Origin of the sequence: Burkholderia sp. Bp8991 (assembly GCF_003853795.1) — a bacterium.
GTDB lineage: Bacteria > Pseudomonadota > Gammaproteobacteria > Burkholderiales > Burkholderiaceae > Burkholderia.
Window position 1 is genome coordinate 151,097 of record NZ_QTQJ01000011.1, and the last position, 26,605, is coordinate 177,701.

At 67.6% G+C, this 26,605-nt stretch carries 24 protein-coding genes and 2 pseudogenes; 16 read left to right on the forward strand and 10 right to left on the reverse strand.

Annotation, left to right across the window (positions count from 1 at the left end; translation table 11 throughout):
* Positions 1-36: 36 nt before the first annotated feature.
* The 3 genes and pseudogenes from DIE02_RS15405 to DIE02_RS15415 all read left to right on the forward strand — a co-directional run.
* Positions 37-1,395, forward strand: coding sequence for an NAD(P)/FAD-dependent oxidoreductase (locus DIE02_RS15405; RefSeq protein WP_124529354.1), 1,359 nt, complete (start codon positions 37-39; stop codon positions 1,393-1,395).
* Between the two features lie 323 nt (positions 1,396-1,718).
* Positions 1,719-2,153, forward strand: a complete 435-nt coding sequence (locus DIE02_RS15410) for a hypothetical protein (protein ID WP_044845476.1) — start codon at positions 1,719-1,721, stop codon at positions 2,151-2,153.
* Between the two features lie 149 nt (positions 2,154-2,302).
* Positions 2,303-2,513, forward strand: a pseudogene (locus tag DIE02_RS15415) (hypothetical protein); the annotation flags it as partial.
* Here the strand turns inward: DIE02_RS15415 and DIE02_RS15420 are convergent.
* Together DIE02_RS15420 and DIE02_RS36010 are read right to left on the reverse strand one after the other, a co-directional pair.
* Positions 2,498-2,749: an energy transducer TonB gene (locus tag DIE02_RS15420; RefSeq protein ID WP_124529356.1), complete on the reverse strand. Its 252-nt coding sequence runs from the start codon at positions 2,747-2,749 to the stop codon at positions 2,498-2,500. The pseudogene DIE02_RS15415 and the gene DIE02_RS15420 sit on opposite strands and share 16 nt — an antisense overlap.
* Before the next feature lie 53 nt (positions 2,750-2,802).
* A complete protein-coding gene (locus DIE02_RS36010; RefSeq protein ID WP_260441504.1) occupies positions 2,803-3,375 on the reverse strand; it encodes a transcriptional regulator in 573 nt (190 codons plus the stop codon).
* Between the two features lie 102 nt (positions 3,376-3,477).
* Here DIE02_RS36010 and DIE02_RS15430 point away from each other — a divergent pair, with 102 nt between their 5' ends.
* The 4 genes from DIE02_RS15430 to DIE02_RS15445 all read left to right on the forward strand — a co-directional run bounded on the left by DIE02_RS15430 (position 3,478) and on the right by DIE02_RS15445 (position 9,711).
* Positions 3,478-3,777, forward strand: a complete 300-nt coding sequence (locus tag DIE02_RS15430; RefSeq protein ID WP_124529358.1) for a hypothetical protein — start codon at positions 3,478-3,480, stop codon at positions 3,775-3,777.
* Positions 3,778-4,245: 468 nt separating this feature from the next.
* Positions 4,246-5,850 (forward strand): EAL domain-containing protein, encoded by a 1,605-nt coding sequence (locus DIE02_RS15435; protein WP_124520958.1) that lies wholly within the window; start codon positions 4,246-4,248, stop codon positions 5,848-5,850.
* 251 nt (positions 5,851-6,101) lie between these two features.
* The gene (locus DIE02_RS15440; protein WP_124529360.1) at positions 6,102-8,468 is read left to right on the forward strand and encodes a DNA polymerase II; all 2,367 of its coding nucleotides are present in this window, start codon (positions 6,102-6,104) and stop codon (positions 8,466-8,468) included.
* Between the two features lie 115 nt (positions 8,469-8,583).
* On the forward strand, positions 8,584-9,711 hold the full coding sequence (locus tag DIE02_RS15445) for a J domain-containing protein (protein WP_124529362.1): 1,128 nt from the start codon (positions 8,584-8,586) through the stop codon (positions 9,709-9,711).
* A gap of 45 nt (positions 9,712-9,756) precedes the next feature.
* Here the strand turns inward: DIE02_RS15445 and DIE02_RS15450 are convergent, their stop codons facing one another.
* From DIE02_RS15450 to DIE02_RS15475, 6 genes are all read right to left on the reverse strand, one after another.
* Positions 9,757-10,662: a LysR family transcriptional regulator gene (locus DIE02_RS15450; RefSeq protein WP_124529364.1), complete on the reverse strand. Its 906-nt coding sequence runs from the start codon at positions 10,660-10,662 to the stop codon at positions 9,757-9,759.
* 79 nt (positions 10,663-10,741) lie between these two features.
* A complete protein-coding gene (locus DIE02_RS15455) occupies positions 10,742-11,986 on the reverse strand; it encodes an acyl-CoA dehydrogenase family protein (RefSeq protein ID WP_124529366.1) in 1,245 nt (414 codons plus the stop codon).
* A 38-nt stretch (positions 11,987-12,024) separates the two neighbouring features.
* The gene (locus DIE02_RS15460) at positions 12,025-12,783 is read right to left on the reverse strand and encodes an SDR family NAD(P)-dependent oxidoreductase (RefSeq protein ID WP_124529368.1); all 759 of its coding nucleotides are present in this window, start codon (positions 12,781-12,783) and stop codon (positions 12,025-12,027) included.
* Positions 12,784-12,790: 7 nt separating this feature from the next.
* Positions 12,791-13,555, reverse strand: coding sequence for an SDR family oxidoreductase (locus tag DIE02_RS15465; protein ID WP_124529369.1), 765 nt, complete (start codon positions 13,553-13,555; stop codon positions 12,791-12,793).
* A gap of 58 nt (positions 13,556-13,613) precedes the next feature.
* Entirely contained in the window at positions 13,614-14,645 is a 1,032-nt protein-coding gene (locus DIE02_RS15470; protein ID WP_124529371.1) for a phosphotransferase, read from the reverse strand.
* Positions 14,646-14,665: 20 nt separating this feature from the next.
* A complete protein-coding gene (locus DIE02_RS15475; protein ID WP_124529373.1) occupies positions 14,666-15,340 on the reverse strand; it encodes a histidine phosphatase family protein in 675 nt (224 codons plus the stop codon).
* A gap of 210 nt (positions 15,341-15,550) precedes the next feature.
* On the opposite strand from DIE02_RS15475, the gene DIE02_RS15480 reads away from it, so the two are divergent.
* Positions 15,551-15,706: a DUF3309 family protein gene (locus DIE02_RS15480; RefSeq protein ID WP_124487150.1), complete on the forward strand. Its 156-nt coding sequence runs from the start codon at positions 15,551-15,553 to the stop codon at positions 15,704-15,706.
* Between the two features lie 110 nt (positions 15,707-15,816).
* Here DIE02_RS15480 and DIE02_RS15485 read toward each other — a convergent pair.
* Positions 15,817-16,125 (reverse strand): annotated as a pseudogene (locus tag DIE02_RS15485) (hypothetical protein); the annotation flags it as partial.
* A 306-nt stretch (positions 16,126-16,431) separates the two neighbouring features.
* On the opposite strand from DIE02_RS15485, the gene DIE02_RS15490 reads away from it, so the two are divergent.
* On the forward strand, positions 16,432-17,715 hold the full coding sequence (locus tag DIE02_RS15490; RefSeq protein WP_124520976.1) for an MFS transporter: 1,284 nt from the start codon (positions 16,432-16,434) through the stop codon (positions 17,713-17,715).
* A 145-nt stretch (positions 17,716-17,860) separates the two neighbouring features.
* Here the strand turns inward: DIE02_RS15490 and DIE02_RS15495 are convergent, their stop codons facing one another.
* A complete protein-coding gene (locus DIE02_RS15495; protein WP_124487121.1) occupies positions 17,861-18,805 on the reverse strand; it encodes a LysR family transcriptional regulator in 945 nt (314 codons plus the stop codon).
* Between the two features lie 155 nt (positions 18,806-18,960).
* Between DIE02_RS15495 and DIE02_RS15500 the strand changes: the two genes are divergently transcribed.
* The 7 genes from DIE02_RS15500 to DIE02_RS15530 all read left to right on the forward strand — a co-directional run bounded on the left by DIE02_RS15500 (position 18,961) and on the right by DIE02_RS15530 (position 26,586).
* Positions 18,961-20,037, forward strand: coding sequence for a 4-hydroxythreonine-4-phosphate dehydrogenase PdxA (locus tag DIE02_RS15500; protein WP_124529375.1), 1,077 nt, complete (start codon positions 18,961-18,963; stop codon positions 20,035-20,037).
* 61 nt (positions 20,038-20,098) lie between these two features.
* The gene (locus DIE02_RS15505; protein WP_124487123.1) at positions 20,099-21,271 is read left to right on the forward strand and encodes an L-rhamnonate dehydratase; all 1,173 of its coding nucleotides are present in this window, start codon (positions 20,099-20,101) and stop codon (positions 21,269-21,271) included.
* 8 nt (positions 21,272-21,279) lie between these two features.
* Positions 21,280-22,197, forward strand: coding sequence for a dihydrodipicolinate synthase family protein (locus tag DIE02_RS15510; protein WP_124487124.1), 918 nt, complete (start codon positions 21,280-21,282; stop codon positions 22,195-22,197).
* 98 nt (positions 22,198-22,295) lie between these two features.
* Positions 22,296-23,588, forward strand: coding sequence for an MFS transporter (locus tag DIE02_RS15515; RefSeq protein WP_124487125.1), 1,293 nt, complete (start codon positions 22,296-22,298; stop codon positions 23,586-23,588).
* A 33-nt stretch (positions 23,589-23,621) separates the two neighbouring features.
* Positions 23,622-24,569, forward strand: coding sequence for a YncE family protein (locus DIE02_RS15520; RefSeq protein WP_124529377.1), 948 nt, complete (start codon positions 23,622-23,624; stop codon positions 24,567-24,569).
* The gene (locus tag DIE02_RS15525; protein ID WP_124529379.1) at positions 24,547-25,503 is read left to right on the forward strand and encodes an amidohydrolase; all 957 of its coding nucleotides are present in this window, start codon (positions 24,547-24,549) and stop codon (positions 25,501-25,503) included. The genes DIE02_RS15520 and DIE02_RS15525 overlap by 23 nt, the downstream gene beginning before the upstream one ends.
* Before the next feature lie 126 nt (positions 25,504-25,629).
* Positions 25,630-26,586, forward strand: coding sequence for a hypothetical protein (locus tag DIE02_RS15530; protein WP_124529381.1), 957 nt, complete (start codon positions 25,630-25,632; stop codon positions 26,584-26,586).
* Positions 26,587-26,605 lie beyond the last annotated feature (19 nt).

Consider the following 26,605-nt stretch of genomic DNA (forward strand, 5'->3'; position numbering starts at 1 on the left):
AATGTCATCCGAATCGTCATCAGCGGGAGCCACAACATGGACACCATCACGCCTACCCCTGCAACGGATCGCGCACCGCGCGTGCCGCGCATCGTGATCGTCGGCGGCGGCGCCGGCGGCCTGCAGCTCGCCACGCGCCTCGGCGACACGGTCGGCCGCCGCGGGCAAGCCGACGTCGTGCTCGTCGACCGCTATCCGACGCACTTCTGGAAGCCGCTGCTGCACGAAGCCGCGTCCGGCCATCGCGATCCGGCCTCGCACACGATCGAATACGCGGCGCAGGCGAAGCGCCACGGCTTCCGCTTCGTGCAGGGCGCGCTGCAGCGGGTCGACCGCGCGGCACGCACGGCGACGATCGCCGCGGTGCAGGACGCGGACGGCACGGAGATCCTGCCGCAGCGCGAGCTCGGCTACGACGACCTGGTGCTGGCCGTCGGCAGCGTGACGAATTTCTTCAACGTGCCGGGCGCCGCGCGCCACGCGTTGCCGCTCGAAAACCTCGACCAGGCCGAGGACTTCCGCCGCAAGTTCCTCGCCGCGTGCACGAAGGCGAACCACCTGGCCGAGCAGCAGCCGGCGCGGCGCGCCGCGCCGATCTGCATCAACGTGATCGGCGCGGGCGCGACGGGCGTCGAACTGGCCGCCGCGCTGCGCCATGCGATCCAGCAGCTGACGACGTATCGCTTCAAGGCGCTGGTGTCCGCACGCGACGTGCACATCCGGCTGATCGAAGGCGGCCCGCGCATCCTGCCGGCGCTCGACGCAAGGCTGTCGGCCAAGATGCACGCGCAACTGCGCACGCTGAACGTCGACGTGCTGACGGACACGCGCGTCGCGGAAGTCGGCGCGGACGCGGTCACGACCGCGGCCGGCGAGCGGCTCGCGAGCGACATCACGATCTGGGCGGCCGGCGTCGCGGGCCCCGCGATGCTGCGGGAACTCGGCGACATCGCGCTCAACCGGTCGAACCAGGTGATCGTGACCGAGACGCTGCAGACGCCCGACGATCCGCACGTGTACGCGTTCGGCGACTGCGCCGCGTGCCCGTCGGCCGACGCGGGCGGCTTCCTGCCGCCGCGCGCGCAGGTCGCGCACCAGCAGGCCGTGTACCTGGGCGAAGCGCTCGCGCGGCGCCTCGCCGGCAAGCCGGTGGCGGGCTTCACGTTCCGCGACGCAGGCACCGTCGTGTCGCTCGGCCAGGCCGGTGCCGTCTATCAGGCCGACCTCGGCATGCGTTCGCGCTCGCTGATCGTCGACGGGCTCGCCGCGATCGGGCTGTACAAGTTCCTGTACCGCAAGCACCTGTTCAGCGTGCACGGACTGAAGCGCGCGCTGTTCCAGTCGCTGAGCCACTGGCTGCAAAGCCGCAACCAGCCGTCGATCAAGCTGCACTGAGCGTCGACGGCCACGCGGCATCGCAAGACGGCGTATCGGGCGCACCTCGCCCGATACGCCGTTTTTTCATGTGCACACATCCGGTGCATTCATATCGCGCATGAGTCGGGTGCGTCACATCGAACGCCATCGATACGATGCCATTCGTTCCGAACGCATGGATCGCGTGCATCCCGCGCCGGTACTGGCTCGCCGCCCGATTCATCAGTCAAACCCTATGAGTCGGCTATAAATATTAATTGGTTGCAATTTCCGGATCGACGCTAAGGTGTCGGGCATTCCCGTCCGCGAACGGACCGTCACGTCTCAGGAGAGGAATCACCGTGGTCATCGAAGCCATCGTCACCCGTCTCGACGCCGCATTCGCGCAGATCGAAGCGACACCGGATTCGCACGAATCGCGCAACCAGCGCGATGCGATCATCCAGTGGCTCGACAGCGCGTCGGAGCAAGGATATCGACTCGGTCTCGTCACGACGCTGCCGGCCGCCCGGCTCAGCGACATGTTCGAAGGCCAGTTCGGCCGCGCGAACCTCGACCGCTTCTCGGTCGTCGTGACCGACGCCAATCAGCAGGACTCCGTAGCAAATCAGCATCCGTTCGACGTCGCGCTGCAAGCGCTGGGCGTGCCGCCCGAGCGCGCGGTGGCCGTCGCGAGCAGCGAACCGGAACGCCGCGAAGCCGAGACGTTCGGCCTGTCGCGTTGCGTGCGCATCACCGACACGATGCGCTCGATCGCATCGGCAGGCGTGCACTGAGCCGAGCACCGCATACGGGCCGGCTCGCGCCGGCCGATCGCGATCCGGCGCGATGCCGACGATTGCCCGACCGAATTCCGACATTCCGCCGTCAAGGCGGCCTGCAACACTTCCAGGCTCGACCGATCCTGCCCGGCGACCGGATGTCGGCGATGGCCGCGAACATGCGATGGGACGTGTATCGCAATGGCTCGCGGCTCATCGTGAAGATGATGCTTGTACAACGAGCGCGAGATGGAATTCCAGGCGGCGTGCGACGGCGCGAAGATCGCCGCGGGCAGTCACTTCTACGACTACGCGGTACGCGGGATTGAAGCGCCGTTACGGGTGTCCGTGACGCGCCGTCAGTCCACCGGGTAATCGAGATCGTGCCAGCGCTTCGCCGATTTCCCGCCGGAGCCGAGGTGACCGCCGGGGAAGCGCATCACCGCAATTGCGTGCAGCGCTTTCGCGTCGAGCGCGGCGTCGCCGCAACTGCGCCTGACCTTGAGATCGCGGACGCGCCCCTGCTCGTCGAGCCAGACCCGCACGATCACGCGCCTTCTCGACGCGGGAGTCTGCACACCGCGTGACAACAGGCGATCCATCAGCGACATGAAGTTCTCCCCGATCGTCGAATGCTACGGTTATCGCCGGTGTGCGCGCCGCGTCAATGCCGGGCGGCTGTGCTCATGTGTGCCGGCGCAGCCTTCGGCTTCGCGGCGACGTGCGCCTTCGGCTCGGCGCCGGCCGCATGTTGAACCTTGCCGGTCTTCGCGGAGGCCGCGTGTGCTTTCGGCGCAGGTTTCGCGCCGGCATGCGCCGCGACCGGCGCCTTCGACTGCGAACGAACGGTTTGTCGACCCGGCTTCACGACCGCCGCGCTGCTCGCCGCCACGGGCGGATGCTGGACCTGCTGCGCGTACGCGTTGACGTCGTGATCGCTCATCCACGATTCCGTGTAGGCCGCCGACGCGGGATGAGCCAGGTTGAGATACGCGACCGATGCGACGAGAAAGGCACGAACATGCGTGCGACGATTGAATGCGGTAATGACGAATGCTCCTTTGCGAACTGGCTCGACGCCCTGTATCGGCGCCGTCGTGGCGGCACGATAAATGAGCGCATTCCGCACCGCAAGCGTCTGCCGGAGATCCAAACGATTCTTGACGTTTGAACGATCGATCCGGTGCGGGCGAGGCGCGAACCGGCGCGGCAGCCGCGCGGTCGCTTCGGTATGCACATGTCGTCGCCCACGGGGCCGGAACGCTGAAAGCCAATCGCCCCCGACGAGGCCGAACTCGAATTCGCCGATGGTGTCGAACGTGCATCGCCGGAGAGTCACATGAAACGCGCCACCCCGCTCGCCCTCCTGATCCTGCTCGCCGCCACCAGCTTGCCGGCACTCGCCGGCAGTGCCGCGTCGCCGGTCCCGCAGCAAGCGAAAAACTGCGTACCGTCCTCCACGTCCGCCGGCACGGCGCCCGGCTCCCGCGCTGCATCAAAAGCGCCGCCGATTCGCGTGTGCGTCGGCGATCCCGACACGCAGCTGAACCTGCCGTGGTTCCTGACCGACGTCCTCACCGCCGTGGACACGCATCAATCTCCCCGCGACCTGCTCCACAAGATGCGCGACGATCTCTGAAGCGCTGCTGTCGCCGATGCACGCGCTGGAACAACCCGCAGCAAGCGGGTTGGGCCTCGTTCAAGGCGCGCCGATGCCTGGATCGCCGGAAGTGACGCGCGATGCAAATATTTCTCCACAAGCATCAATCAAGAAATAACGCGATTTTTGAATATCAATATTTCGTAATCGAGGGCTGCACGCCTTATACTTGCCGCGCACCATCCTCGTGCCAAGAGACGGTGTCTTCTGTCCCGGCCGCTCACCGATGCGGCCGGTTTTTTTTCGTGTGCGATACCGATATACATGCGTGGTCGGGGTATGTTACGGAGAAGCGCCTCGAATCCAGCGCCCCGCCGCGATGCCGCTTCGTGCGTTTCGCGAGCGTAGAATCGCTTTGCGTCCCGATATCGGCGCGAGCCGCGGTGCCCCGGCGAGGCACGGCGAACGCATCGCGTCTATCCATCGACCGGTTCGATCTGCATTCTCATGCGCACAACAACAAGTACGACCCGAGGACCTGCCGCGCCCGCACTGCCCCCGAAGCCCGCATTCCAGCGCAGCGGCGCGTGGCCGCACGTCGTTTTCCCGCTTGCCCTGATCGTCTGCATCCTCGTGTTCGTGGTCGCGCTCGTCGTTGCCGGGCGCCTGGCGCGCGACGCGATCGCGCAGCACGAACGCGTCGTCGCGAACGACATCGTGATATCGGTCGACCGCATTCTCGACGGAATTCGCTCGCGTCACCCGGCCGAGCTGGACGCGCTGGTCGGGCGACCCTGCATGACGATCTTCAGGACGCTCGCCGAAGTAGGCACTCACCTGCGCTATCTTCGGGCCGTCGGGCTGGCGAACGACGGTCGCGTCACATGCTCGTCGGCACTGGGCGCGATCGACGTCCCGCTCGCCGCATACATTCACGCGCCCGAGCCGGGGATGACGGCCATCACGCTGCTTCGGCAAACGCCGTTTCAGCATCGCGTTCCGGTGCTGGCGGCGTTTCGTGCGACCGCGCCCGAATCCGGCGTCCTCTATGTGGTCGAAGGCGACTATCTGGCGGACATGCTCGCGCACGGCACCCGCTTCGGGGCGGAAACGGCCACGCTGTCGATCGAAGGCGCCGGAAGCATCGATCAGCATGGCGCGTTCGTGCCGCCGTTCGGCGCGGCGCCGCCCACCGGCAGCACGATCGCGTCGGGCGCCTGGCCGTTCACGGTCTCCGTCACCTCGTCGGAACCCTACGTTTCGCAGGTGCAGCGGCGCTACGGACTGATCTGCGTGACGATCGCGCTGCTGGTCAACGGCCTCGTCGCGGCCGCGTACCTGCTCGCGATGGCGCCGCGCCGGCTGTTGCTGAAGGCTGTCCGCAATGCGCTGAAGCGCAACGAGTTTCATGTCGTCTATCAGACTATCGTCGATGTCGAAACGCGCAGGACCGTCGGCGTCGAGGCCCTGCTGCGCTGGCAGCATCCGAAATGGGGGCCCATCAGTCCGGCGGTGTTCGTCCCGCAGGTGGAATCGAGCACGATCCTGCCGAAGGTGACCGAATTCGTGCTGCGCACGGCCATCTCGGAACTGTCCGCGCTCGCGCCGTCGATGCCGCTGCATGTCGCGATCAATGTCGCGCCGAAGGATCTCGAACGCGCGCGCTTCGTGTCCGTCGTCGAAGACGCGATCCGCCGGCTTCCGCCGGGCTGCACGCTGGTGCTCGAAGTCACCGAGCGCATCCTGCTCGAGAAGAATCCGCGCACCACCGAGATGTTCGCCACGCTGCGCGCGAAAGGCGCGAAGTTCGCGATCGACGACTTCGGCACGCACCACAGCAACCTCGACATGCTGTCGCGCTTTCCATTCGACTACGTGAAGATCGATCGACAGTTCATCTCCCGGCTGACGACGGGCAACGCGAAACTGATCGAAGGGATCGCCGCCGTCGCGCACCACTACGGCCTGAAGATCATTGCGGAGGGCGTGGAGACGGAAGAGCAGCATCGCGCGCTGCATGCGGTCGGGATTCAGTATGCGCAGGGCTATCTGTACCAGCGACCGCAGCGACCGGAAGACCTGAAACGGGAATTCGCGCCGATGCCGGCCTAGGGCCTGCGCTGCGGCAACGCTGCCGCAGCTGCCGGCCGACGCGCTCGCGCACTCGACAGACGAATGCGTGCCGCCCGAACGTCATCCGGCCTGCGCGCGACGCCGATTGCTTCACGCGGTCGATGCAACGCGCACCACGTGGCGGATCCGGCGCCGCGTCCTGCCACCCGATGCCAGCGGCGCCGCTTCGGCGGGAACCGCGCGAGAAGCGCTAAAATCCGCCGCCTGGGCATCCACGACGAGCAAGTGTTTTGACTGCGTTCGAGCAGGGTTTCATCCTCACCCGCCACTGGCGGGACACCGCGTCCGGCATCGAGATCGAGTTCTGGCTGGCAACCGAACACGGTCCGCGCCGCGTGCGGCTGCGCCCGCAGGAAGCCGTCGCGTTCGTGCCGGCCGAGCAGCGGGCGCTCGCCGAACGCACGCTGGCCGGCGAGCGCGATGCCGAACTGCGCCCGCTCGCGCTGCGCGACTTCCGCCAGCGCGCGGTGGCCGGCCTCTACTGCCGCCGCTACCGCCATTTGTCCGGACTCCAGAAACGCCTCGCCGCAGCCGGCGTCGACGTCTACGAAGCCGACGTGCAGCCGCCCGACCGCTATACGATGGAGCGCTTCATCACGGCGCCCGTGCAGTTTCGCGGCACGGCCGGCCGCGACGGCACGCTGACCGACGGCGAACTGAAGCCCGCGACCGGCTATCGTCCCGCGCTGCGCTGCGTATCGCTCGACATCGAGACGAGCGTCCACGGCGAGCTGTATTCGATCGCGCTCGAAGGCTGCGGGCAGCGGCAGGTCTACATGCTCGGCCCGCCGAACGGCGACGCGCGCGCCGCGGACTTCAAGCTCGACTACTGCGACAGCCGGCCCGACATGCTCGCGCGGCTCAACGACTGGTTCGACGAACACGATCCCGATGCGGTGATCGGCTGGAACCTCGTGCAGTTCGACCTGCGCATCCTGCATGCGCACGCGGAGCAATACGGCGTGCCGCTGAAGCTCGGGCGCGGCGGCAGCGTGCTCGAGTGGCGCGCGCACGGGCAGCAGCCCGACCATTTCTTCGCGGGCGCGGCCGGCCGCCTGATCCTCGACGGCATCGACATGCTGAAATCGGCGACGTGGACGTTCCCGTCGTTCAGCCTCGAATACGTATCGCAGTCGCTGCTCGGCGAAGGCAAGTCGATCGACAATCCGTATCAGCGGATGGACGAGATCCAGCGCCGATTCGACCACAACAAGCCCGCGCTCGCGCACTACAACCTGAAGGACTGCGAACTCGTCACGCGTATCTTCGACAAGGCCGACCTGCTGTCCTTCGCGCTCGAACGCGCGACCGTCACGGGCCTCGCGGCCGATCGCACCGGCGGCTCGGTCGCCGCGTTCACGCACCTGTACCTGCCGCGCATGCACCGGCTCGGCTACGTCGCGCCGAACCTCGGCGACGTGACCGGCCAGAACAGCCCCGGCGGCTTCGTGATGGATTCGCGGCCCGGCCTGTACGACTCGGTGCTCGTGTTCGACTACAAGAGCCTTTATCCGTCGATCATCCGCACGTTCCTGATCGATCCGGCCGGGCTGATCGAAGGGCTCGCGCATCCGGGCGACGACACGTCGGTGCCCGGCTTTCTCGGCGCGCGCTTCTCGCGCACCGCGCATTGCCTGCCCGACATCGTGCGGCGCGTGTCGGAAGGCCGCGACGAAGCGAAACGCCAGCGCAACGCGCCGTTGTCGCAGGCGCTGAAGATCATCATGAATTCGTTCTACGGCGTGCTCGGCTCGACGGGCTGCCGGTTCTTCGATCCGCGCCTCGCGTCGTCGATCACGATGCGCGGCCACGAGATCATGCACCGCACGCGCGAGCTGATCGAGGCGCAGGGTTACGAAGTCATCTACGGCGATACCGATTCGACCTTCGTGTGGCTCGGGCGCGAACACGACGACGACGCGGCCGGCGCGAAGGGCCGCGCGCTCGTCGAGCAAGTGAACCGCTGGTGGCAGGCGCACCTGCGCGATCGCTTCGGGCTCGAAAGCGCGCTCGAACTGCAGTACGAGCGGCATTACCGGCGCTTCCTGATGCCGACCGTGCGCGGCGCGGAAGAAGGCAGCAAGAAGCGCTATGCGGGCCTCGCGCGCGCGGCGGACGGCGGCGAGGACCTCGTGTTCAAAGGGCTCGAAACGGTGCGCACCGACTGGACGCCGCTCGCGCAGGCATTCCAGCGCGAACTCTACCGGCGGGTGTTCAAGCGCGAGCCGTACCAGGATTTCATTCGCGACTACGTGCGGCGCACGCTCGCCGGCGAATACGATGCGCAACTGATCTATCGCAAGCGCGTGCGCCGGCCGTTGAGCGAATATCAGCGCAACGTGCCGCCGCACGTGCGTGCCGCGCGGATCGCCGACGAATTCAACCAGGCGCGCGGCAGGCCGCTGCAGTATCAGCGCGGCGGCTGGATCAGCTACGTGATGACGACGGCCGGCCCCGAACCGCTCGAAACGATGCGCTCGCCGATCGACTACGCGTTCTACGTGAGCCGCCAGCTGCAGCCGGTCGCCGATGCGATCCTGCCGTTCCTGCGCGACGATTTCGAACGCGTGATTTCCGGGCAGGGGCAATTGTTCTGAGCGCGATGCGCGGCGAGCACGGCTGCCCGAGCCGAGCGTCTCGCCACCGGACCCGGCGATGCCGGCTAAAATACCGGCCTGCCGCGCCTCCCGCCGCGGCCGGAGGACCTTCATCATGACCGCACGTCGCGGTGCCGCGGTCGCCATCGCGCCCGGTCACGAGACAGCCAGCCTGTCCAAAGCCCAGCAAACCTTCAATACGCTCGTCAAGCACATCGAAAAGCGGCGCGAGCGTCTGGGCGCATGGGAAGCCGTCACGCCGGCCTTCCAGAAGAAATTCGTCGACGGGCTGCTGCCGCTCGAACAGGAAGCGACCGCGCTGCGGATCAGGCTGATCCATCTGCTCGACGATGCGTTCCTGCAGAAGGGCCTGAGCAAGGCCGAGCAGCGCATGCTGTCCGACCTGATCGCCGACATGGCGCGCGACTTGCTGAACGTCAGCGACGACGCGGCGCTGAGGGTCATTTACAACCGCCATCGCGCATCCGACGACGCCGGCAGCGCCGTGGCCGATCCCGAGCCGATGAAGCGGGAGCCGCAGCCGATGCCCGCCACGGAGCCGGCCGACGATCTCGACACGCTGTCACCCGACGAGCTCGCCGAGCGGATGCAGGCCGAACTCGACGCCCAGTTCGAGCGCGACATGGCCGCTCACGCGGCCCGCGAGGCCCAGCGCGCGAAGCGCAAGAAGGCGCCGAAGCAGTCGGCCGCGCAGGCGAAGCGCGAGGCCGAGCAGGCCGAATCGAGCAAGTCGATCCGAGAGATCTTTCGCAAGCTGGCCAGCGCGCTGCATCCCGATCGCGAAACCGATCCGCAGGAACAGCAGCGCAAGACCGTGCTGATGCAGCGGGTCAACCACGCGTATGCGAAGGGCAATCTGCTGCAACTGCTGGAACTGCAGCTGGAGATCGAACAGATCGACCGACGCGCGATCGACGGCCTGAGCGAAGCACGGCTCACGCGCTACAACGGCATACTCGAGGAACAGCTGCGCGAGCTCGATCAGGAGATCCGGCACGTCGAGAACGATTTCCGGCGCACTTACGGCATCGCGTCGTCCGTCAAGATCGCGCCTGATACCGTGATCCGCACGCTCGCGCGCGACATCGCCGCCATGCAGCGCGGCAACCAGGACCTGACCATCGCGCTGCGCGAGTTCGAGGATCCGGACTACGTCAGGGACTGGTTGAAGGACATGAAACGCCGGCCGGTATCGTCGCGCTTCGACGACGATTCGTTTTGAGCGAAGCCGGCGTGGGCCGGCGCGCGGCGCCCACGCTTCGTCGCATCACGGCGACTCGCCGATCCCGCCCATCAGCGTCATCAGCTGCTCTCGCAGCCACTGGCTGCCCTGATCCTGATCGGCGCTGCGATGCCAGTAGCAGAAATATTCGAGCCCCGGCATCTCGAACGGCAGTTCGAGAATCCGCGCGGGGTAGCGCTGCAGCAGCCTCAGCGGCGCCGTCAGCGCGAGGTCGCCGCGCATCGCGATCAGCGGCGCGACCATGTAGTGCTGCACGCGCATCTGGATGTTGCGGCGCAGCCCGAGCCGCGTCAGTTCGGCATCGACGTGCCCGCTGCCCTTGCGGCGGCTCGACACGTGGATGTGCCCCATCGACAGGTAGTCGTCCAGGGTCAGCGTGTCGCCCTTGAACGGGTGGTCGTCGCGGATCATGCACGCGTAGCGGTCGCGCACGAGCAGCGCCTGGTGCAGGTGCGGGTCGCCGATCAGCGGCGCGTCGATCGCGATGTCGACGGAGCCGTTCGCGAGCGCGGTCGCCACTTCGCGGCGGTCCATCGTGTAGCTGCGCACGTGCATGCCGGGCGCATGCGTCTGCAGCAGTTCGCCGAGCGCGGGCAACAGCAGCGCTTCGGTCAGGTCGCTCATGCTCAACCGGAACACGCGCGCGGACGAAGCGGGGGCGAACACGTCGCCTTCGTGCGCGCTCGAATCGAGCAGCTGCAGCGCTTCGCGCACGCGGCCGACGATGTTCTCGGCCATCGGCGTCGGCATCATCCCGGCCGGCGTGCTGACGAACAGCGGATCGTTCAGCGTCTTGCGCAGCCGCGCCAGCGCGTTGCTGACGGCCGGCTGCGTGAGGTTCAGCACCTCGGCCGCGCGCGTCAGGTTGCGCTTGTTGTAGATCGCCTCGAATACGACGAACAGGTTCAGATCAATCTTCGAAAGGCGCATCGCCGGATCTCCTTGCCGGCATCTTAATACGGCGTGCGTCTCCCGTTCGCCCACGTCGCCGGCTCGCGCGGTGCGCCGCTCAGCCGCGCGGCGGCCGCGTCAGGTACAGTTCGGTCGAGCCGCGCACGGCGTCCTTGATCTCCATGCGCGCGATCGCCTGCAGGTGCACCTCGTCCGGACCGTCGGCGAAGCGCAGCGCGCGGCCCCAGGTCCACAGGTCGGCGAGCGGCGTGTCGGGGCTCAGGCCCGCCGCGCCGAACACCTGCATCGCGCGGTCGCACACGTTCGTATAGACGGTCGGCACGAGCGCCTTGATCATCGAGATTTCCTTGCGCGCCGCCTTCGCGCCGACCTTGTCGATCATCCACGCGGCCTTCAGCACCAGGAGGCGCGCCTGGTCGATCTCGATGCGCGAACGCGCGATCCATTCGCCGATCGTGCCGTGCCGGTTCAGCGGCTTGCCGAACGCCTCGCGCGACTGCGCGCGGTCGATCATCAGTTCCAGCGCGAGCTCGGCCGCGCCGATCGAACGCATGCAGTGGTGGATGCGGCCCGGCCCGAGGCGCGCCTGCGCGAGCGCGAAGCCGCTGCCTTCCTCGCCGAGCAGGTTGCGCGCCGGCACGCGCACGTTGTCGAACGTGATCTCGCAGTGCCCTTCGGGTGCGTAGTGATTGACCACCGTGATGTTGCGCACGATCGTCACGCCCGGCGTGTCGCGCGGCACGAGGATCATGCTCTGCTGCTGGTGCGATTCCGCTTCGGGATCGGTCTTGCCCATCACGATGAAGATCTTGCAGTTCGGGTGCGCGGCGTTCGTGATGAACCACTTGCGGCCGTTGATCACGTACTCGTCGCCCACGCGCTCGATGCGTGTCGTGATGTTGGTCGCGTCCGACGATGCGACGTCGGGCTCCGTCATCGCGAACGCCGAACGGATCTCGCCGCGCAAGAGCGGCAGCAGCCACTGTTCGCGCTGCTCGGGCGTCGCGAACATGTGCAGCAATTCCATGTTGCCGGTGTCCGGCGCGTTGCAGTTGAACACCTCCGACGCCCAGCTCACGCGCCCCATGATCTCGGCGAGCGGCGCGTATTCGAGGTTCGTCAGGGCCGTGCCCGGCTCGTCGGCCTTCAGGTGCGGCAGGAACAGGTTCCACAGGCCTTCGGCCTTCGCGCGCTCCTTCAGCGCCTCCATGAACGACACGGGATACTGCCCCGCATGCACTTCTTCGTTCCACTGACGAATGCGCGGCACGATGTGCGCGTCCATGAACGCGCGCACGCGTTCGCGCAATTCTTCCACTTTCGGGGTGTAGCCAAAGTCCATGATCGACTCCTCGAGATTCCGGTTTCCGTTCGTTCGGTTCAGAAGGCCGAGACACCGCCGTCGACGGCGACGGCCTGCCCGGTCAGATAGGTGTTTTCCTTCGCGCACAGCGTGAGCATCGTCGCGACGATTTCCTCGGGCCGGCCGAGCCGCTTCATCGGCGAGCCCTGCGCGAGAAAGTCCTGGCGCTCGCCGAGGTCGCTGTCGGTGACCATCGGCGTCGCGCTGTAGAACGGGCACACCGCGTTCACGCGAATGCCGTGGCGCGCGTATTCGAGCGCGGCCGTCTTCGTGAGCCCGACCACCGCGTGCTTCGACGCCGCATAGGCGGCCAGCTTCGGCGCGCCGCCGAGCCCGGCCATCGACGCGACGTTCAGGATCACGCCTTCGCGCTGCGCGAGCATCTGGCGAATCTGGTGCTTCATCGCGAAGAACACGCCCTTCGCGTTCACCGCGAAGCTCAGGTCGAGATCGGCTTCGTCGGTATCGATCAGCGCCTTCATCGGCGGGGCGATGCCGGCATTGTTGATGCCGACGTCGAGCCGTTCGAAGCCCGCGACCGCCGCCTGGACCAGCAACGCGACGTCGGCTTCGACGCGCACGTCGCAGCGCTGCGCGATCACGTCGGCGCCGGCTGCGCGCAGCCCCGCGGCCACGCGCTCGAGCGCCGCTTCGTTCAGGTCGCCGAGCGCGAGCCGCGCGCCCATCGCGGCCAGTTCGCTCGCGAGCAGCGCACCGAAGCCGCTCGCGGCGCCGGTGATCATCACGGCCTGCCCGGCATAGCTGTCGATTTTCATCGCGCGCTCAGATCGTCAGGCCGCCGTCGACGACGATGCATTCGCCGTTCGTGTAGCTCGCCGCATCGGACACGAGATACAGCACGGTGCCGGCCATCTCGCGCGGCTCCGCGTGGCGGCGCAGCGGGATCTTCGTCATCCAGGTTTCGTAGATGTCCTTGTCGGCGAACAGCGCGCCCGCGAACTTCGTCTTGGTGAGGCCCGGCAGCAGCGCGTTCACGCGGATGCCGAACGGCCCGCACTCCTTCGCGAACGCCTTCGTCATGTTGACGACCGCGGCCTTCGTGATCGAGTAGATGCCTTGCCGGTCGCCCGGCTGCAGCGCATTCACCGACGCGGTGTTGACGATCGCGCCGCCGCCCTGCGCCTTCATCAGCTTGCCGGCCTCGACCGACATGAAGAAGTAGCCGCGGATGTTCACGTCGACCGTCTTTTCGTACGCGGCGAGATCGGTGTCGAGGATGTGCCCGAAATACGGATTCGCGGCCGCGTTGTTCACGAGGATGTCGAGCCGGCCGTGCTTGCCGCGGATCGCCTCGAACGTCGCGGCGATGTCCTCCAGCCGCCCGACGTGGCACGCCAGCGCTTCCGCGCGGCCGCCCGCCGCGACGATTTCGTCCGCCACCGCCTGGCAGTCGTCGAGCTTGCGGCTCGACACGATCACGTGCGCGCCCTGCTGCGCGAGCAGCTTCGCGATTTCCTCGCCGATGCCGCGGCTCGCGCCCGTCACCAGCGCGATCTTGCCCGTCAGGCCGAACAGATTCGTTGCCATGTTGCTGTGCTCCTCCATTGATGTGTTGTCGTGCCGCCGCGCGGCGCTTCCGTCGCGGTCAGCGCTGCGCGTCGATCACGTCGACGGCCATCTCGGCCAGCCGGCCGGCCATCGCGCCGACGCGCAGCGCCTGCTCGCTCGACGCGTTGCCCTGCAGCGCGCGCGCCTTCACGCCCTGCGCGATCGCCGCGAGCCGGAAGAAACTGAACGCGAGATAGAAATGCCAGTCGCGGATCGGCTCGATGCCGCGCAGCTCGCAATAGCGCGCGACGATCGCCGCTTCGTCAGGAATGCCGAGTTCTGCGCGATCCTGGCCCGCGAGCCCGCGCACCTGGCCGCCCGACGGCAGGCGCAGGCACATGCAGAAATACGCGAGATCGGCGAGCGGGTTGCCGAGCGTCGACAGTTCCCAGTCGAGCACGGCCTGCACGCGATAGCCGTCGCGCGCGAACATCAGGTTGTCGATCCGGAAATCGCCGTGCACCAGCGCGGGCCGGCCGGTGTCCGCCGGGCACGCCTTCGGCAGCCAGTCGATCAGCGTCTCCATCGCGTCGAGGCGCTCGGTTTCCGCCGCGCGATACTGCTTCGTCCAGACGCCGATCTGGCGCTCGAAGTAGTTGCCGGGGCGGCCGTAGTCGGCAAGGCCCACCGCGTCGACGTCCACGTCGTGCAGCGCGGCCATCGTGCGCAGCAGCGCGTCGTAGCAGGTCGCGCGCTCGGCCTTCGGCAGCTCCGGCAGCGCCGGATCCCAGAAGATCCGGCCGTCCTCGAAGCTCATCACGTAGAACAGGCTGCCGATCACGTCGCGGTCTTCGCAGAGGTGATACGGATGCGCGACCGGCACCGCGGTGCCCGACAGCGCACTCAGCACGCGGAATTCGCGGTCGACCGCATGCGCGGATTTCAGCAGCTCGCCGGGCGGCTGGCGGCGCAGCACGTAACGGCCGCTCTTCGCATGCAGCAGGAAGGTCGGGTTCGACTGGCCGCCGGCAAACTTCTCCATGTCGAGCGGGCCTTCGAAACCCGGCACGTGCGCTTCCAGATAGCGCGTGAGGCGGGCTACGTCGAGGGGCTGGGAAGGATTCGTCATCGTCGCGATCGTTCGTGGGGTCAGCCGTAGGTGCGCCACGCATGCCGTTCGGGATCCTCGAGATGCGGGATGCCGTTGAACGACGCGAGGTGGAACGCTTCGGCGTTGAAGAAAAACTGCGAAAGACTGCTGTTGCGGATCTGCAGGTTCAGCGCGATCGCGCTCGACGGCGGTGCGGCGAGCACCTGCTGCACGGTCACCGCGATCGGGCCGCCGGAGCTCACCGCGAGCACGCGCCGGCTGCCGCCGCCGCGGATCGCGGCGCGCGCGTCGGCGACGCGCTGCTGGAAATGCGCCCAGGTTTCGGGGGCGGTGTCGCCGAGCCTGTCGTCGGCCCACAGGTGCAGCACCTGCCGCAGCGCGCGAAAGTGCTCCTTCATCGAGCCGGCTGCGAGCCGCGCGATCTCCGGATAGTCGTTCGCCGCCGCCGCGAACAGCCCGTGGAAGTCGTATTCGTTCAGGCCGGGATGGCGGTCGACCGCCACGCCGTCGCGGCCCATTCCGCGCAGGATCGCGGCGACCGTCTGCGCATGCCGGTTCATCGTGCCGCAGATCACGCGATCGAACGTCAGGCCCTGCCGCGCGAAGTATTCGCCGAGCCAGACGCCCTGCTGCTCGCCGGCAGCGGATAGCCGGTCGTAGTCGTCCGTGCCGAACGACGCCTGCCCGTGCCGTACCAGAAAGAGTTCAGCCATTGCCTGTTCCGCCTGAATGAAACCGAAAGATCAGCATAGCGACGGGGTCTGCATTTTTGAAATTTATTTTCTGAATCGGACGCTATTCATCCCATGAATTCCGGTATTCAAACAGTGCGCTTTCGCCGGCTTGCGCCGATGGCCCTGAACCGCGGCACGGGAATTGCGCAAGCAGGCACCGTCATGTCGAACAAATTCAGGAGGGGCGCGATGCTCGGTACAATCCTTATCATCGTTCTGATTCTGCTGCTGATCGGGGCATTTCCAGCGTGGCCGCACAGCCGAAGCTGGGGCTACTGGCCATCGGGCTCCCTCGGGCTGATCGTCGTCATCGTCGTGATACTCGTGCTGCTGGGCCACATTTGAGTGTGACGACGCGTGCCTGCCGGGCGGGCACGCGTCGTTCGGTCCGCGCGCCGTGGCTTCTTTACAAACGCCCGCGATGAACGCCAAGCCGGCAATGGCGAGCCGATAGATCGCTCGGCCGCCTGCTTGGTACGCGCCTTCACGAGCGCGCGCGCCGGCGCGGACGGAACCAGCCATTCGCGCTTCGCGCCGTAATACCCGGCGATTCCGAGGAACAGCGTCATCACACCAATCACGATGAGCGCGCTGAACGGCGCGTCGAGCATCACGCACACGAACTCGAGCACGAACACGCCAACCAGCGGCATCAGCAGCAGCCGGAACGAATAGCCGTCGCGGCCGTGCCCCTGGATCCACCATTTCACCGGCTGGAGTTGCCAGACGCGGTTGTCCCGGCGGCGTGAAAGTCGTTGTTCCATGTCCGTCCATTCCCGACTGTGCGATTGCGCGGCGTCACTGCATCATGACGGCACCGGCGTCGAAACACGTTCGACCCATGCCGTGCGTCGTGTCCGTGCGCGGCCATCCCGCATCATGCCGCAACCGTTCGTGGAAAACCCGCATGGCGCCCCGAGCCGGCACCCGAACGCGGCGAAACCGAACACCGCAGGTTATCAATTGATCGAAAAGATTCAGTAGACGATGCCTCCTCCGGCGCGCGATGCTGGCCCGGCCAGTGAACGCGGCGTCATTGCAACGACGCGCACGAGAATGGAGTGAGACACATGCCGACCGATCACCGTCAACGACGCCATACGCTGTGGCTGCTGTGCGCGCTTTCGTTCATCCTCTACGTCGACCGCGTGAACCTCGCGACCGCGGCCGGCGCGATCAAGGCCGAACTCGGGCTGTCGAACACCGAACTCGGCATCGCGTTCTCCGCGTTCGCATATTCGTACGCGATCTGCCAGATCTTCGGCGGCTGGATCGCCGACCGCTTCGGCGCCCGCATCACGCTGATCGGCTGCGGGCTGATCTGGGTCGCGTCGACCTTCATGACCGGGCTCGTGCACAGCCTCGCGCTGCTGTTCGCCGCGCGCCTGCTGCTCGGGATCGGCGAAGGCGCGACGCTGCCCGCGCAGGCCCGCGCGATCACGCACTGGTTCACGCGCGAACGGCGCGGCGTCGTGCAGGGCTTCACGCATTCGTTCTCGCGGCTCGGCAACGCGGTCACGCCGCCGATCGTCGCCGCGCTGATGACGTGGCTGTCGTGGCGCGCGGCGTTCTTCGTGATCGGCGCCGTCACGCTGGTGTGGCTCGTGTGGTGGATCGCCGGCTTTCGCGAGTACCCGCTCGGCGACGGCGGCGACAACCGTACGCGCACCGCTGCCGCCGCCCGGCCGGCACCGGCGCCGGGCCCGACGCCGTGGGGCCCGCTGTTCCGCCGGATGGCGCCGACGATCTTCGTGTACTTCTGCTACGGCTGGACCGCCTGGCTGTTCTTCACATGGCTGCCGACGTTCTTCCTGAACGGCAAGGGCCTCGACCTGAAGTCCACCGCGCTGTTCGCGTCCGGCGTGTTCTTCGCGGGCGTCGTCGGCGACACGCTCGGCGGCTGGCTGTGCGACCGCATCTACCGCAAGACCGGCAACCTCGCGCTGTCGCGCCAGAGCGTGATCGTCGCGAGTTTCACCGGCGCGCTCGCCTGCATGCTGCCGCTCGCGTTCGTGCATTCGACGGCCGGCATCGCGCTGTGCCTGTCCGGGTCGTTCCTGTGCCTCGAACTGACGATCGGGCCGATCTGGGCCGTGCCGAGCGATATCGCGCCGACGCACGCGGGCATCGCGAGCGGGATGATGAATGCGGGTTCCGCGATCGCGGGGATCCTGTCGCCGATCCTGTTCGGCTATCTCGTCGACCACACCGGCAGCTGGACGGTGCCGTTCGTCGGGTCGGTCGCGATGCTGCTGATCGGCATCGTCGCCGCGCTGCGGATCCGGCCGGATCGCGCGCTGTCGGCATCGACGCCGTCGCTCGCCGAAGCGCCGGCCGCGCCGTCGGCACGCTGACGCGGGGTGGCGGCGGTTCGCCGCGCGGTATCGGGCTTGGTCCTGCTCGGCGTGGATTGTCCCGACCTGCCCTGATCGCCGTCATCACGCACCGCGAGCGAAGCTCGCCGGTGCGTGACACCGCAACGTAGCCGCCCGCCTTCCATCAATCGCCCGCGCCCTGCCCGCCTTCCCGATGGAACAGCGCCAGAAACTGCTGCGCCGGAATGCTCAGCGGCCGATCCCGCCGCACGAGGCTGCCATACGACGGCAGCTTCTGGTCGAGTTCGTAATCGATGATCGCAACCAGCCCGTGCGCCGCGTTGCGCTGCGCGACGGTCAACGGAATCACGCCGAGCATCCGCGAACGGTCGACGAGGTTCATCGTCGTCAGGATCGACCCCGTTTCGACGAGCCCGCGCGGCATCGGCTGGTGACGCGCGCGGAACTCGCGCTCGACCACCTCGCGCGCCGGGCTGCCGGCCGGCTGCAGGATCCACGTGTAATCGAGCAGCGCGTCGAATTCGACCGGCCCCGCGCCCGCGAGCGGATGGTCGCGGCCCGCGATGATCGCGAGCGCCTCGTCGTCCACCACGCGGAAGTCGCAATCGGTGCCGACGTTGCGGCCGATCACCACCTCGAGCACGCCCTCGCGCAACTGCGGCATCAGCCGGTCGCTGGTATCGACCGCGATGTCGATCGCCAGCAGCGGATAGCGCGCCTTCAGCTGCACCAGCGCCTCGGTGAGCCGCCCCGGCGACGCCGCCATGATGCTGCCGATCGCGAGCCGCCCCGCGCTGCCGAGCTGCAGCTCGCCGAGCTCGCGATTGAGCGCCTCCATGCTGCCGCGAATCCCGCGGAAATAGCCGAGCACGCGCTCGCCGGCCGGATTCAGCACGAGCCCGCGCCCGACGCGATCGAAGAGGCGCTGGCCGAGCGCGCTTTCCAGTTCGGCCAGCATCTTCGTCGCGGCCGGCTGTGTGAGGCCGAGCTGCCCGGCCGCCGCGCGCAGCGTCGAGCATTCATCCACCGCGAGCAGCAGCGCGATCTGCCGCATCCGCAGCCGGTTCAGCAATTGGGGAGTCGAGTCTCGTCGATCGATCGAGCCCATTTCGATTACTCCAGGTTATCGATTCATCAAGAGTTTTCAATTTACCGACTCATTCCGTCTACCTAGCATGAACCCCATACACCAACGGCCACGCGCCGCCACCGGAGACACCGCATGAACATGCAACCGCCCGCCGCCCGCCACGGAGACGCCGCATGACGACCGCCGCCGCCGTGCCCGCCGCTGCACTGCCCACCGCTTCACTGCCCGTCGTCGCGCTGACCCTCGGCGACCCCGCCGGCATCGGCGCCGAACTGATCGCGAAACTGCTCGCGCGGCCCGACGCGACGTCCCGCGCGAACCTCGTGCTGATCGGCGACCGCTGGCTGTGGGAAGCCGGCCAGCGCGTCGCCGGCGTGACGGTCGACGTCGAACCCGTCGCGTCGCTCGCCGCCGTGCGCGGCCGGCCGTCCACCGCGCGCGCCGCGTTCGTCGCGCTCGACTCGATCGATCGCGCGCAGGTCACCGTCGGCCAGCCCGGCGCGGCCGGCGGCCGCTCGACGCTGACCGTGCTCGACCGGTGCCTCGACGCCGCGCTCGCCGGCGACATCGACGCGATCTGCTTCGCGCCGCTGAACAAGTACGCGATGAAGCTCGGCGGGCTCCGGCACGACGACGAGCTGCACCACTTCGCCGCCGCGCTCGGCGTGACCGGCTACTTCTGCGAATTCAACACGCTCGGCGAGCTGTGGACCGCGCGCATCTCGTCGCATATTCCGCTGAAGGATGCGGCGGCCCAGCTGAGCGTCGCGCGAATCGAACAGGCATCCGAACTGATCTACCGGTCGCTGCTCGCGAACGGCGTCGCAGCGCCGAAGATCGCGATCGCCGCGTTCAACCCGCACGGCGGCGACGGCGGCAGCTGCGGCCGCGAGGAAGTCGACATCATCGAGCCGGCCGTGCGCAAGCTGCAGTCGCGCGACTGGCCGACCGAAGCGCCGTTCCACGGCCCGTTCCCCGCCGACACGATCTTCCTGAAGGCGCAGGCCGGCGACTACCAGGCGATCGTCACGATGTACCACGACCAGGGGCAGATCGCGATCAAGCTGCTCGGCTTCTCGCGCGGCGTGACCGTGCAGGGCGGGCTGCCCGTGCCGATCACGACGCCCGCGCACGGCACCGCGTACGACATCGCGGGCCGCGGCACGGCCGACGTCGGCGCGACCTGGCAGGCGCTGCAGATCGCCTGCCGCATGGGCGCCGCGCGCCGCACCTCCACCGTTTCGGCGTGACGCTCACACGCCAGCCACACACGACACACACACGACAACATCGATTCCAGGAGACACCAACATGAAGATCCGCTCCGTGCGCGCCCGCGTATTCCAGTGGAAAGGCAAGACCGTTCCGCCGCAGGGCAACTTCTGCTCGAACGCGATGGACCTGCTGTACGCGCCGCAGGAAACCATGAGCACGTTCCGCTTCCATGCGTGGACGGTCGTGGAAGTCGAGACCGACGACGGCATCGTCGGCCTCGGCAACGTCGCGCTCGCGCCGCACGTCGCGAAGGCGATCATCGACCAGTACCTCGCGCCGCTCGTGATCGGCCAGGACCCGTGGGACTACGAGTACCTGAACCAGCGGATGTACCGCGCGACCCACGCATGGGGCCGCAAGGGCATCGGCATGGCGGCGATCTCGGCGGTCGACATCGCGATCTGGGACATCCTCGGCAAGAGCGTCGGCAAGCCGGTGTTCAAGCTGCTCGGCGGCCGCACCAAGGAGAAGATCCCCTGCTACTACTCGAAGCTCTACCGCACCGACCTGAAGGCGATGCAGGAGGAAGCGCAGCAATACCTGAAGGAAGGCTTCCGCGCGTTCAAGATGCGCTTCGGCTACGGGCCCGCGCACGGCCAGCAGGGCGTGGTGGAGAACCTGAAGTCGGTCGCGGCGATCCGCGAGGTGATCGGCTACGACAACGACCTGATGCTCGAGTGCTACATGGGCTGGAACCTCGAGTATGCGAAGCGCATCCTGCCGAAGCTCGAGAAGTACCAGCCGCGCTGGCTCGAGGAGCCGGTGATCGCCGACGACATCGACGGCTACGCGGAGCTGAACCGGCTGACGAGCATTCCAATCTCGGGCGGCGAGCACGAGTTCTCGCTGTACGGCTTCAAGCAGCTGCTGGACCGCAAGGCCGTGTCGGTCGTGCAGTACGACACGAACCGCGTCGGCGGGATCACGATGGCGCACAAGATCAACGCGCTGTGCGAGGCGTACAGCGTGCCGGTGATTCCGCATGCGGGCCAGATGCACAACTATCACCTGACGATGAGCACGCTCGCATCGCCGATGAGCGAGTACTTCCCGATGTTCGACGTGGAAGTCGGCAACGAGCTGTTCTATTACATCTTCGACGGCGAACCGGTGGCCGAGAACGGCTTCCTGCAGCTGCGCGACGACGTCCCGGGCCTCGGTCTCACGCTGAAGACCGAATTCCTCGACCAGTTCGACATCGTCGAGTGAGGCCGGCCATGCACGCACGCTACCAGGGCGTCTTTCCGGTCGCGCCGACGATCTTCGACGCGCACGGCGCGCTCGACCTCGACGGCCAGCGCCGTTGCCTCGACTTCATGATCGATGCCGGCTCGCAAGGCATCTGCATTCACGCGAACTACTCGGAGCAGTTCGCGCTCGGCGACGACGAACGCGACCTCATCACGCGCACGACGCTCGAGCACGTCGCCGGCCGCGTGCCGGTGATCGTCACGACATCGCACTTCAGCGCGCGGATCTGCGCGGAACGCAACCGCCGCGCGCAGGCACTCGGTGCCGCGATGGTGATGGTGATGCCGCCGTACCACGGCGCGACGTTCCGCGTGCCCGACGCATCGATCCGCGCGTTCTTCCGCGAAGTCGCCGACGGCCTCGACATTCCGCTGATGATCCAGGACGCGCCCGCGAGCGGCGTCGCGCTGCCGGCGTCGCTGCTCGCGACGCTCGCGCGCGAGATCGACGCCGTGTCGTACTTCAAGATCGAGACGCCCGGCGCCGCGTCGAAGCTGCGCGAGCTGATCGCGCTCGGCGGCGATGCGATCGAAGGGCCGTGGGACGGCGAGGAAGGCATCACGCTGCTCGCCGACCTCGATGCCGGCGCGACCGGCGCGATGACGGGCGGCGGTTATCCGGACGGCATCCGCCGCATCACCGACGCGTATTTCGCCGGACGCCGCGACGAAGCGTGCGAGCAATACGCGCGCTGGCTGCCGCTGATCAACTACGAGAACCGCCAGTCGGGCTTCCTGACCGCGAAGGCGCTGCTGAAGGAAGGCGGCGTGATCGCGTGCGACCGGCCGCGCGCCCCCTGGCCCGAACTGCATCCGCAGGTGCGTGCAGGCCTGCTCGACGCGGCACGGCGGCTCGATCCGCTCGTGCTGCGCTGGGGACGCTAGCCATCGTTTCGTACCCGCAACGCGCGTTGCGTTGCGCATCGGCGTGACGGCGGCCCGACAGAAGGCTGCCGCCGCTCATCACATGGATCGGAGACACCATGACTCTGCTGAACCCCGCCACCCCGGCCTATGAAGCCGGCGATGCCATCCCGCGCCGCCGCTGGCTGCGCGTGATTCCTCCGCTGCTGCTCGCGTGCATCGTTTCGTACATGGACCGCGTGAACATCGCGTTCGCGATGCCAGGCGGGATGAACGCCGAACTCGGCATGAACGCGACGATGGCCGGCCTCGCCGGCGGCATCTTCTTCTTCGGCTACCTGTTCCTGCAGATTCCGGGCGGCCGGCGCGCCGCGCTCGGCAGCGGCAAGAAGTTCATCGCGTGGTCGCTCGTGAGCTGGGCCGTGCTGTCGGTGCTGACCGGGCTCGTCACCCATACGTGGCAACTTTTGACGCTGCGCTTCCTGCTCGGCGTGGCGGAAGGCGGGATGCTGCCGGTCGTGCTGACGATGGTCAGCCACTGGTTTCCCGATCGCGAACGCGGCCGCGCGAACGCGATGGTCATCATGTTCGTGCCGCTCGCCGGCATGATCACCGCGCCGCTGTCCGGCTTCATCCTCGCTGCATACGACTGGCGTCACCTGTTCTACAGCGCCGGCGCGCTGTCGCTGCTTTGCCTGTTCGCGTGGCTGATGTTCGCCGACGACAGCCCGGAAACCGCGCGCTGGGTGTCGCCGCGCGAGAAGGCGTACATCCTCGACGCGCTGCGCGACGAACAGGCGCGCAAGCAGGCCGCCGGCACGCCGGCCGCCGCGTCGTTCGGCGCGATACTGCGCAACCCGACGATCTGGCTGCTGATCGCGATCAACTTCTGCTATCAGGTCGGCATCTACGGCTATACGATGTGGTTACCGACGCTGCTGAAAAACCTCACGCACGGCGGGATGGGCAAGGTCGGCCTGCTCGCGATGCTGCCGTATGTCGCGATGGTGATCGGGATGTTCGCCACGTCGTATTTGTCGGACCGGACCGGCAAGCGGCGCCTGTTCGTGCTGCTGCCGCTCGTCGGCTTTGCCGCGTGCCTCGCGCTGTCGGTGCTCACGCATGCGTCGATGATCGTGTCGTTCGCGTTCCTGATCGGCTGCGGCTTCTTCCTGCAGGCGGCGGCCGGCGTGTTCTGGGCGATTCCGCCGAAGCTGTGCAGCGTCGAGACGGCCGGCAGCGCGCGCGGCCTGATCAACGCGCTCGGCAACCTCGGCGGCTTCTGCGGCCCGTATGCGGTCGGCGTGCTGACCCAGCACGTGAGCGCGGCCGCCGGCGTGTACAGCCTCGCCGTCACGCTCGCGGTGGCCGGCCTGCTCGCGCTGACGCTGCCCAGGCGCTGCGAAGACTGACCGGACACGCGAACGAATCAACGGAGACACACCATGAACGACATCCTGTTGCTGGTGCAGAAATGCGCCCACACCTTCAGCTTCTACGACCTCGAGACGAAAGCCGCGCTCAAGCACATCGTGCTGCCGAACTTCCCGCACGAGTTCACCGTCGACGTGAACGACCGCTTCGCGTACGTCGGCATCTTCGGGATCGAGACCGCGTGGTCGCGCGGCCATGAAGGCGATCACCGGATCGCCGAGATCGACCTCGTCGAGCGCACGCACACGCGCATGCTCGACCTGTGGCCGTACTACCGGCCGCACGGGATGGCGGCCGATCGCGACGGCCGGCTGTACGCGATGAGCGAGGCGCACGACATGCTGCTCGTGTTCGACGCGCCGACCCGGCAGGCCGTGCCGAACATGGCCGTACCGTCCGGCGGCGTGAAGACGCACCTCGTGACGCTCACGCGCGATGCGAGCCGCGCCTACGGCGTGCACCTGCTGTCGAACACGGTCACGCAATTCCATCCGCGCGACGCGACCGTCGCGCCGCGTGCGGTAATGCCCGGCCCGCGTCCCGAAGGCAATGCGCTGTCGAGCGACGAGCGCACGCTGTTCGTCGCGAATCGCGGCGACGACACGCTCGTCGAGATCGACACCGACACGATGACCTGCGGCCGCCGCGTGAAGACCCGCAGCGATCCCAACCGCATCTACCGCACCACCGCGCCGGACGGCCGCGACCTGCTGCTGCTGACCAATTCCGGCGAGCGGTCGATCTCGGTGTTCGATGCGCGGCAGATGGAGGAAATCGAACGCGTCGCGCTGCCCGCGAACCCGACCGCGCTGTCGTTCCATCCGTCGCGGCGCGTCGCGTACGTGTCGTTCCAGGACGACTACGTGCGCGAACTCGATCTCGATGCGTGGCGGTTCGTCGGTGCATTGCCGACGCTGCGCGAACCGGATGCGTCGTATGTGCTCGCCGGCACGCGCTGAGCGGCGCGACGACGCACCGCCGCCCGACGCGATGCCGGCGGCGCTCGTCGACGCGCATCACCACCTTTGGCGGCTCGGCGCGGGTGCGCACTACCCGTGGCTGCAGGACCGGTACGATCCGGAGCACTTCATGTTCGGCGACTACGCGGCGCTGTGCCGCGATTTCGGCGTGGACGACTACCGGCACGCCGCGCAACGCGCGCCGCTCGTCGCGAGCGTGCACGTCGAGGCCGAACGGGCGCGCGACGAGGCGCTCGCGGAGACGCGCTGGCTGCACGAGGTCGCGGCCGCGCACGGGTTGCCGTCGGCCGTCGTCGCGTGGGTCGACCTGCTGGCCGACGACGCGCACGAGCGGCTCGCCGAACAGGCCGCGTGGCCGCGTGTGCGCGGCGTGCGGTTCAAGCCGCGCACCGCTGCGTCGCCGGACGCGGCCGTCGACGGGCCCGGCACGCTGCGCGACCCACGCTGGCCGGCTGCGCTGGAACGCCTGGCCGCGCATGGCCTGAGCTGGGACCTGCGCGTGCCGTTCTGGCATCTCGGCGACGCGGCCGCGCTGCTGGCCGATGCGCCCGGCGTCGACGTCGTGCTCGAACATGCCGGGCTGCCGTGGGACCGCTCGCGCGCGGGGCTCGCGCGCTGGCGCAGCGGCATGGAGGCGCTCGCCGCCTCGCCGCGCGTGACCGTCAAGATATCCGAACTCGGCTTGCGCGATGCGGCGTGGAACGACGCGGACAACGCGCGGATCATCCGCGACACGATCGCGATATTCGGCTGGCAGCGCTGCCTGTTCGCAAGCAATTTTCCGGTGGCGGGGTTGCGGGTGTCGTATCCGGCGCTGCTGCGCACGTTCGCCCGCGCGATGGCGGACCTCGACGATGCGGCGCGCCGCGCGATCTGGCATGACAACGCGATGCGTGTGTACCGGATCGCGTGAGCGCGCTTGACGCATCGGCCGGACGGCCAGAATCGTACGTATCCGGTTGACCGCAGGATGATTCGAAAGGTATACGAAAGCATTGCGCTTCGCGCGTCGATGGCCTTTCGAGTCAACCCATCCGGCATGATCAACCGCAACGGAAACACGGCCGGCTTCGCCGCGGCCGGTACACTTGGCGACATGAGCCACTTTCGCATTACCTATGACGGGCCGGCACTCGAATCGTCCGAAATGGACGTGCGGGAACTCGCCCCCGCCCTTCTCGCCGTCGGCGACTTGCTCGAGGCCTCGGCCAAGGCGCTCTGCGGAGACCAGGTTCGGCCACAGGTGAACGTCCGGGGCAGCTTCAAGACCGGCAGCTTCGGCATCGACTTCACGCTCGCGACCTCGCTCCTCGGCAGAATGCACGACATGCTGAGCGGCAGCGAAGGCGCGGCACTCGCCAATGCCGTCACGATTCTGACCGCGCTCGGCATTGCCGGTCCGAAAGTCGGAAAGGGCCTGTTCGCGGTACTCAAGTGGTTGCGCGGCCGCCCGATCCAGCGCGTTCGGATGAACGAACGCACCGCCGTGCTGCACGTCGATGGCGAAACGCTCGAGATCGAACTGTCCGTCCTCACGCTGCTGCGGGACGTGAGTGTCCGGGAGGCGACCACCCGTGCGCTCATGCCGCTTTCGCGCGACGGCGTGACGATTTTCTCGGCCGGCACCGACACGGACGTGTTCGAGACCGTCACCCGGGACGAGGTCGACTGGTTCCGCGTACCCGAGCAAGCCGACGTACTGATCCTCGACGAGCATCGCAAGATGGCGTTTTCGATCGTGTCGCTCGCGTTCAAGGACGACAACAAATGGCGTCTCTACGACGGTGCCGCCACGATCCACGCCGCGATCACCGATGCGAATTTCCTGAATCGCGTGGACAACAACCAGATCAGCTTCAGCAAGGGCGACGTACTCGTCTGCAGCGTGCGCGTACAGCAGTGGCAGACCGCCGACGGAGCCAAGACCGAATACGAGGTCACGAACGTCCTCGAGCATCGTCCGGCCGCGCGGCAAATCCAGTTGCCCGGCCTTTGACCGGCATGCCGCGCTCGTG

Bases quoted from the DNA above. Each gene is read 5' to 3' on its own strand.
- DIE02_RS15505 (WP_124487123.1), top strand. From the start codon at position 20,099: ATGAAGATCCGCTCCGTGCGCGCCCGCGTATTCCAGTGGAAAGGCAAG.
- DIE02_RS15450 (WP_124529364.1), bottom strand. From the start codon at position 10,662: ATGCGCCTTTCGAAGATTGATCTGAACCTGTTCGTCGTATTCGAGGCG.
- DIE02_RS15460 (WP_124529368.1), bottom strand. From the start codon at position 12,783: ATGAAAATCGACAGCTATGCCGGGCAGGCCGTGATGATCACCGGCGCC.
- DIE02_RS15515 (WP_124487125.1), top strand. From the start codon at position 22,296: ATGACTCTGCTGAACCCCGCCACCCCGGCCTATGAAGCCGGCGATGCC.
- DIE02_RS15405 (WP_124529354.1), top strand. From the start codon at position 37: ATGGACACCATCACGCCTACCCCTGCAACGGATCGCGCACCGCGCGTG.
- DIE02_RS15480 (WP_124487150.1), top strand. From the start codon at position 15,551: ATGCTCGGTACAATCCTTATCATCGTTCTGATTCTGCTGCTGATCGGG.
- DIE02_RS15445 (WP_124529362.1), top strand. From the start codon at position 8,584: ATGACCGCACGTCGCGGTGCCGCGGTCGCCATCGCGCCCGGTCACGAG.
- DIE02_RS15530 (WP_124529381.1), top strand. From the start codon at position 25,630: ATGATCAACCGCAACGGAAACACGGCCGGCTTCGCCGCGGCCGGTACA.
- DIE02_RS15470 (WP_124529371.1), bottom strand. From the start codon at position 14,645: ATGACGAATCCTTCCCAGCCCCTCGACGTAGCCCGCCTCACGCGCTAT.
- DIE02_RS15455 (WP_124529366.1), bottom strand. From the start codon at position 11,986: ATGGACTTTGGCTACACCCCGAAAGTGGAAGAATTGCGCGAACGCGTG.
- DIE02_RS15435 (WP_124520958.1), top strand. From the start codon at position 4,246: ATGCGCACAACAACAAGTACGACCCGAGGACCTGCCGCGCCCGCACTG.
- DIE02_RS15430 (WP_124529358.1), top strand. From the start codon at position 3,478: ATGAAACGCGCCACCCCGCTCGCCCTCCTGATCCTGCTCGCCGCCACC.
- DIE02_RS15490 (WP_124520976.1), top strand. From the start codon at position 16,432: ATGCCGACCGATCACCGTCAACGACGCCATACGCTGTGGCTGCTGTGC.
- DIE02_RS15495 (WP_124487121.1), bottom strand. From the start codon at position 18,805: ATGGGCTCGATCGATCGACGAGACTCGACTCCCCAATTGCTGAACCGG.
- DIE02_RS15500 (WP_124529375.1), top strand. From the start codon at position 18,961: ATGACGACCGCCGCCGCCGTGCCCGCCGCTGCACTGCCCACCGCTTCA.
- DIE02_RS15510 (WP_124487124.1), top strand. From the start codon at position 21,280: ATGCACGCACGCTACCAGGGCGTCTTTCCGGTCGCGCCGACGATCTTC.
- DIE02_RS15525 (WP_124529379.1), top strand. From the start codon at position 24,547: ATGTGCTCGCCGGCACGCGCTGAGCGGCGCGACGACGCACCGCCGCCC.
- DIE02_RS15465 (WP_124529369.1), bottom strand. From the start codon at position 13,555: ATGGCAACGAATCTGTTCGGCCTGACGGGCAAGATCGCGCTGGTGACG.
- DIE02_RS15420 (WP_124529356.1), bottom strand. From the start codon at position 2,749: ATGTCGCTGATGGATCGCCTGTTGTCACGCGGTGTGCAGACTCCCGCG.
- DIE02_RS15475 (WP_124529373.1), bottom strand. From the start codon at position 15,340: ATGGCTGAACTCTTTCTGGTACGGCACGGGCAGGCGTCGTTCGGCACG.
- DIE02_RS15520 (WP_124529377.1), top strand. From the start codon at position 23,622: ATGAACGACATCCTGTTGCTGGTGCAGAAATGCGCCCACACCTTCAGC.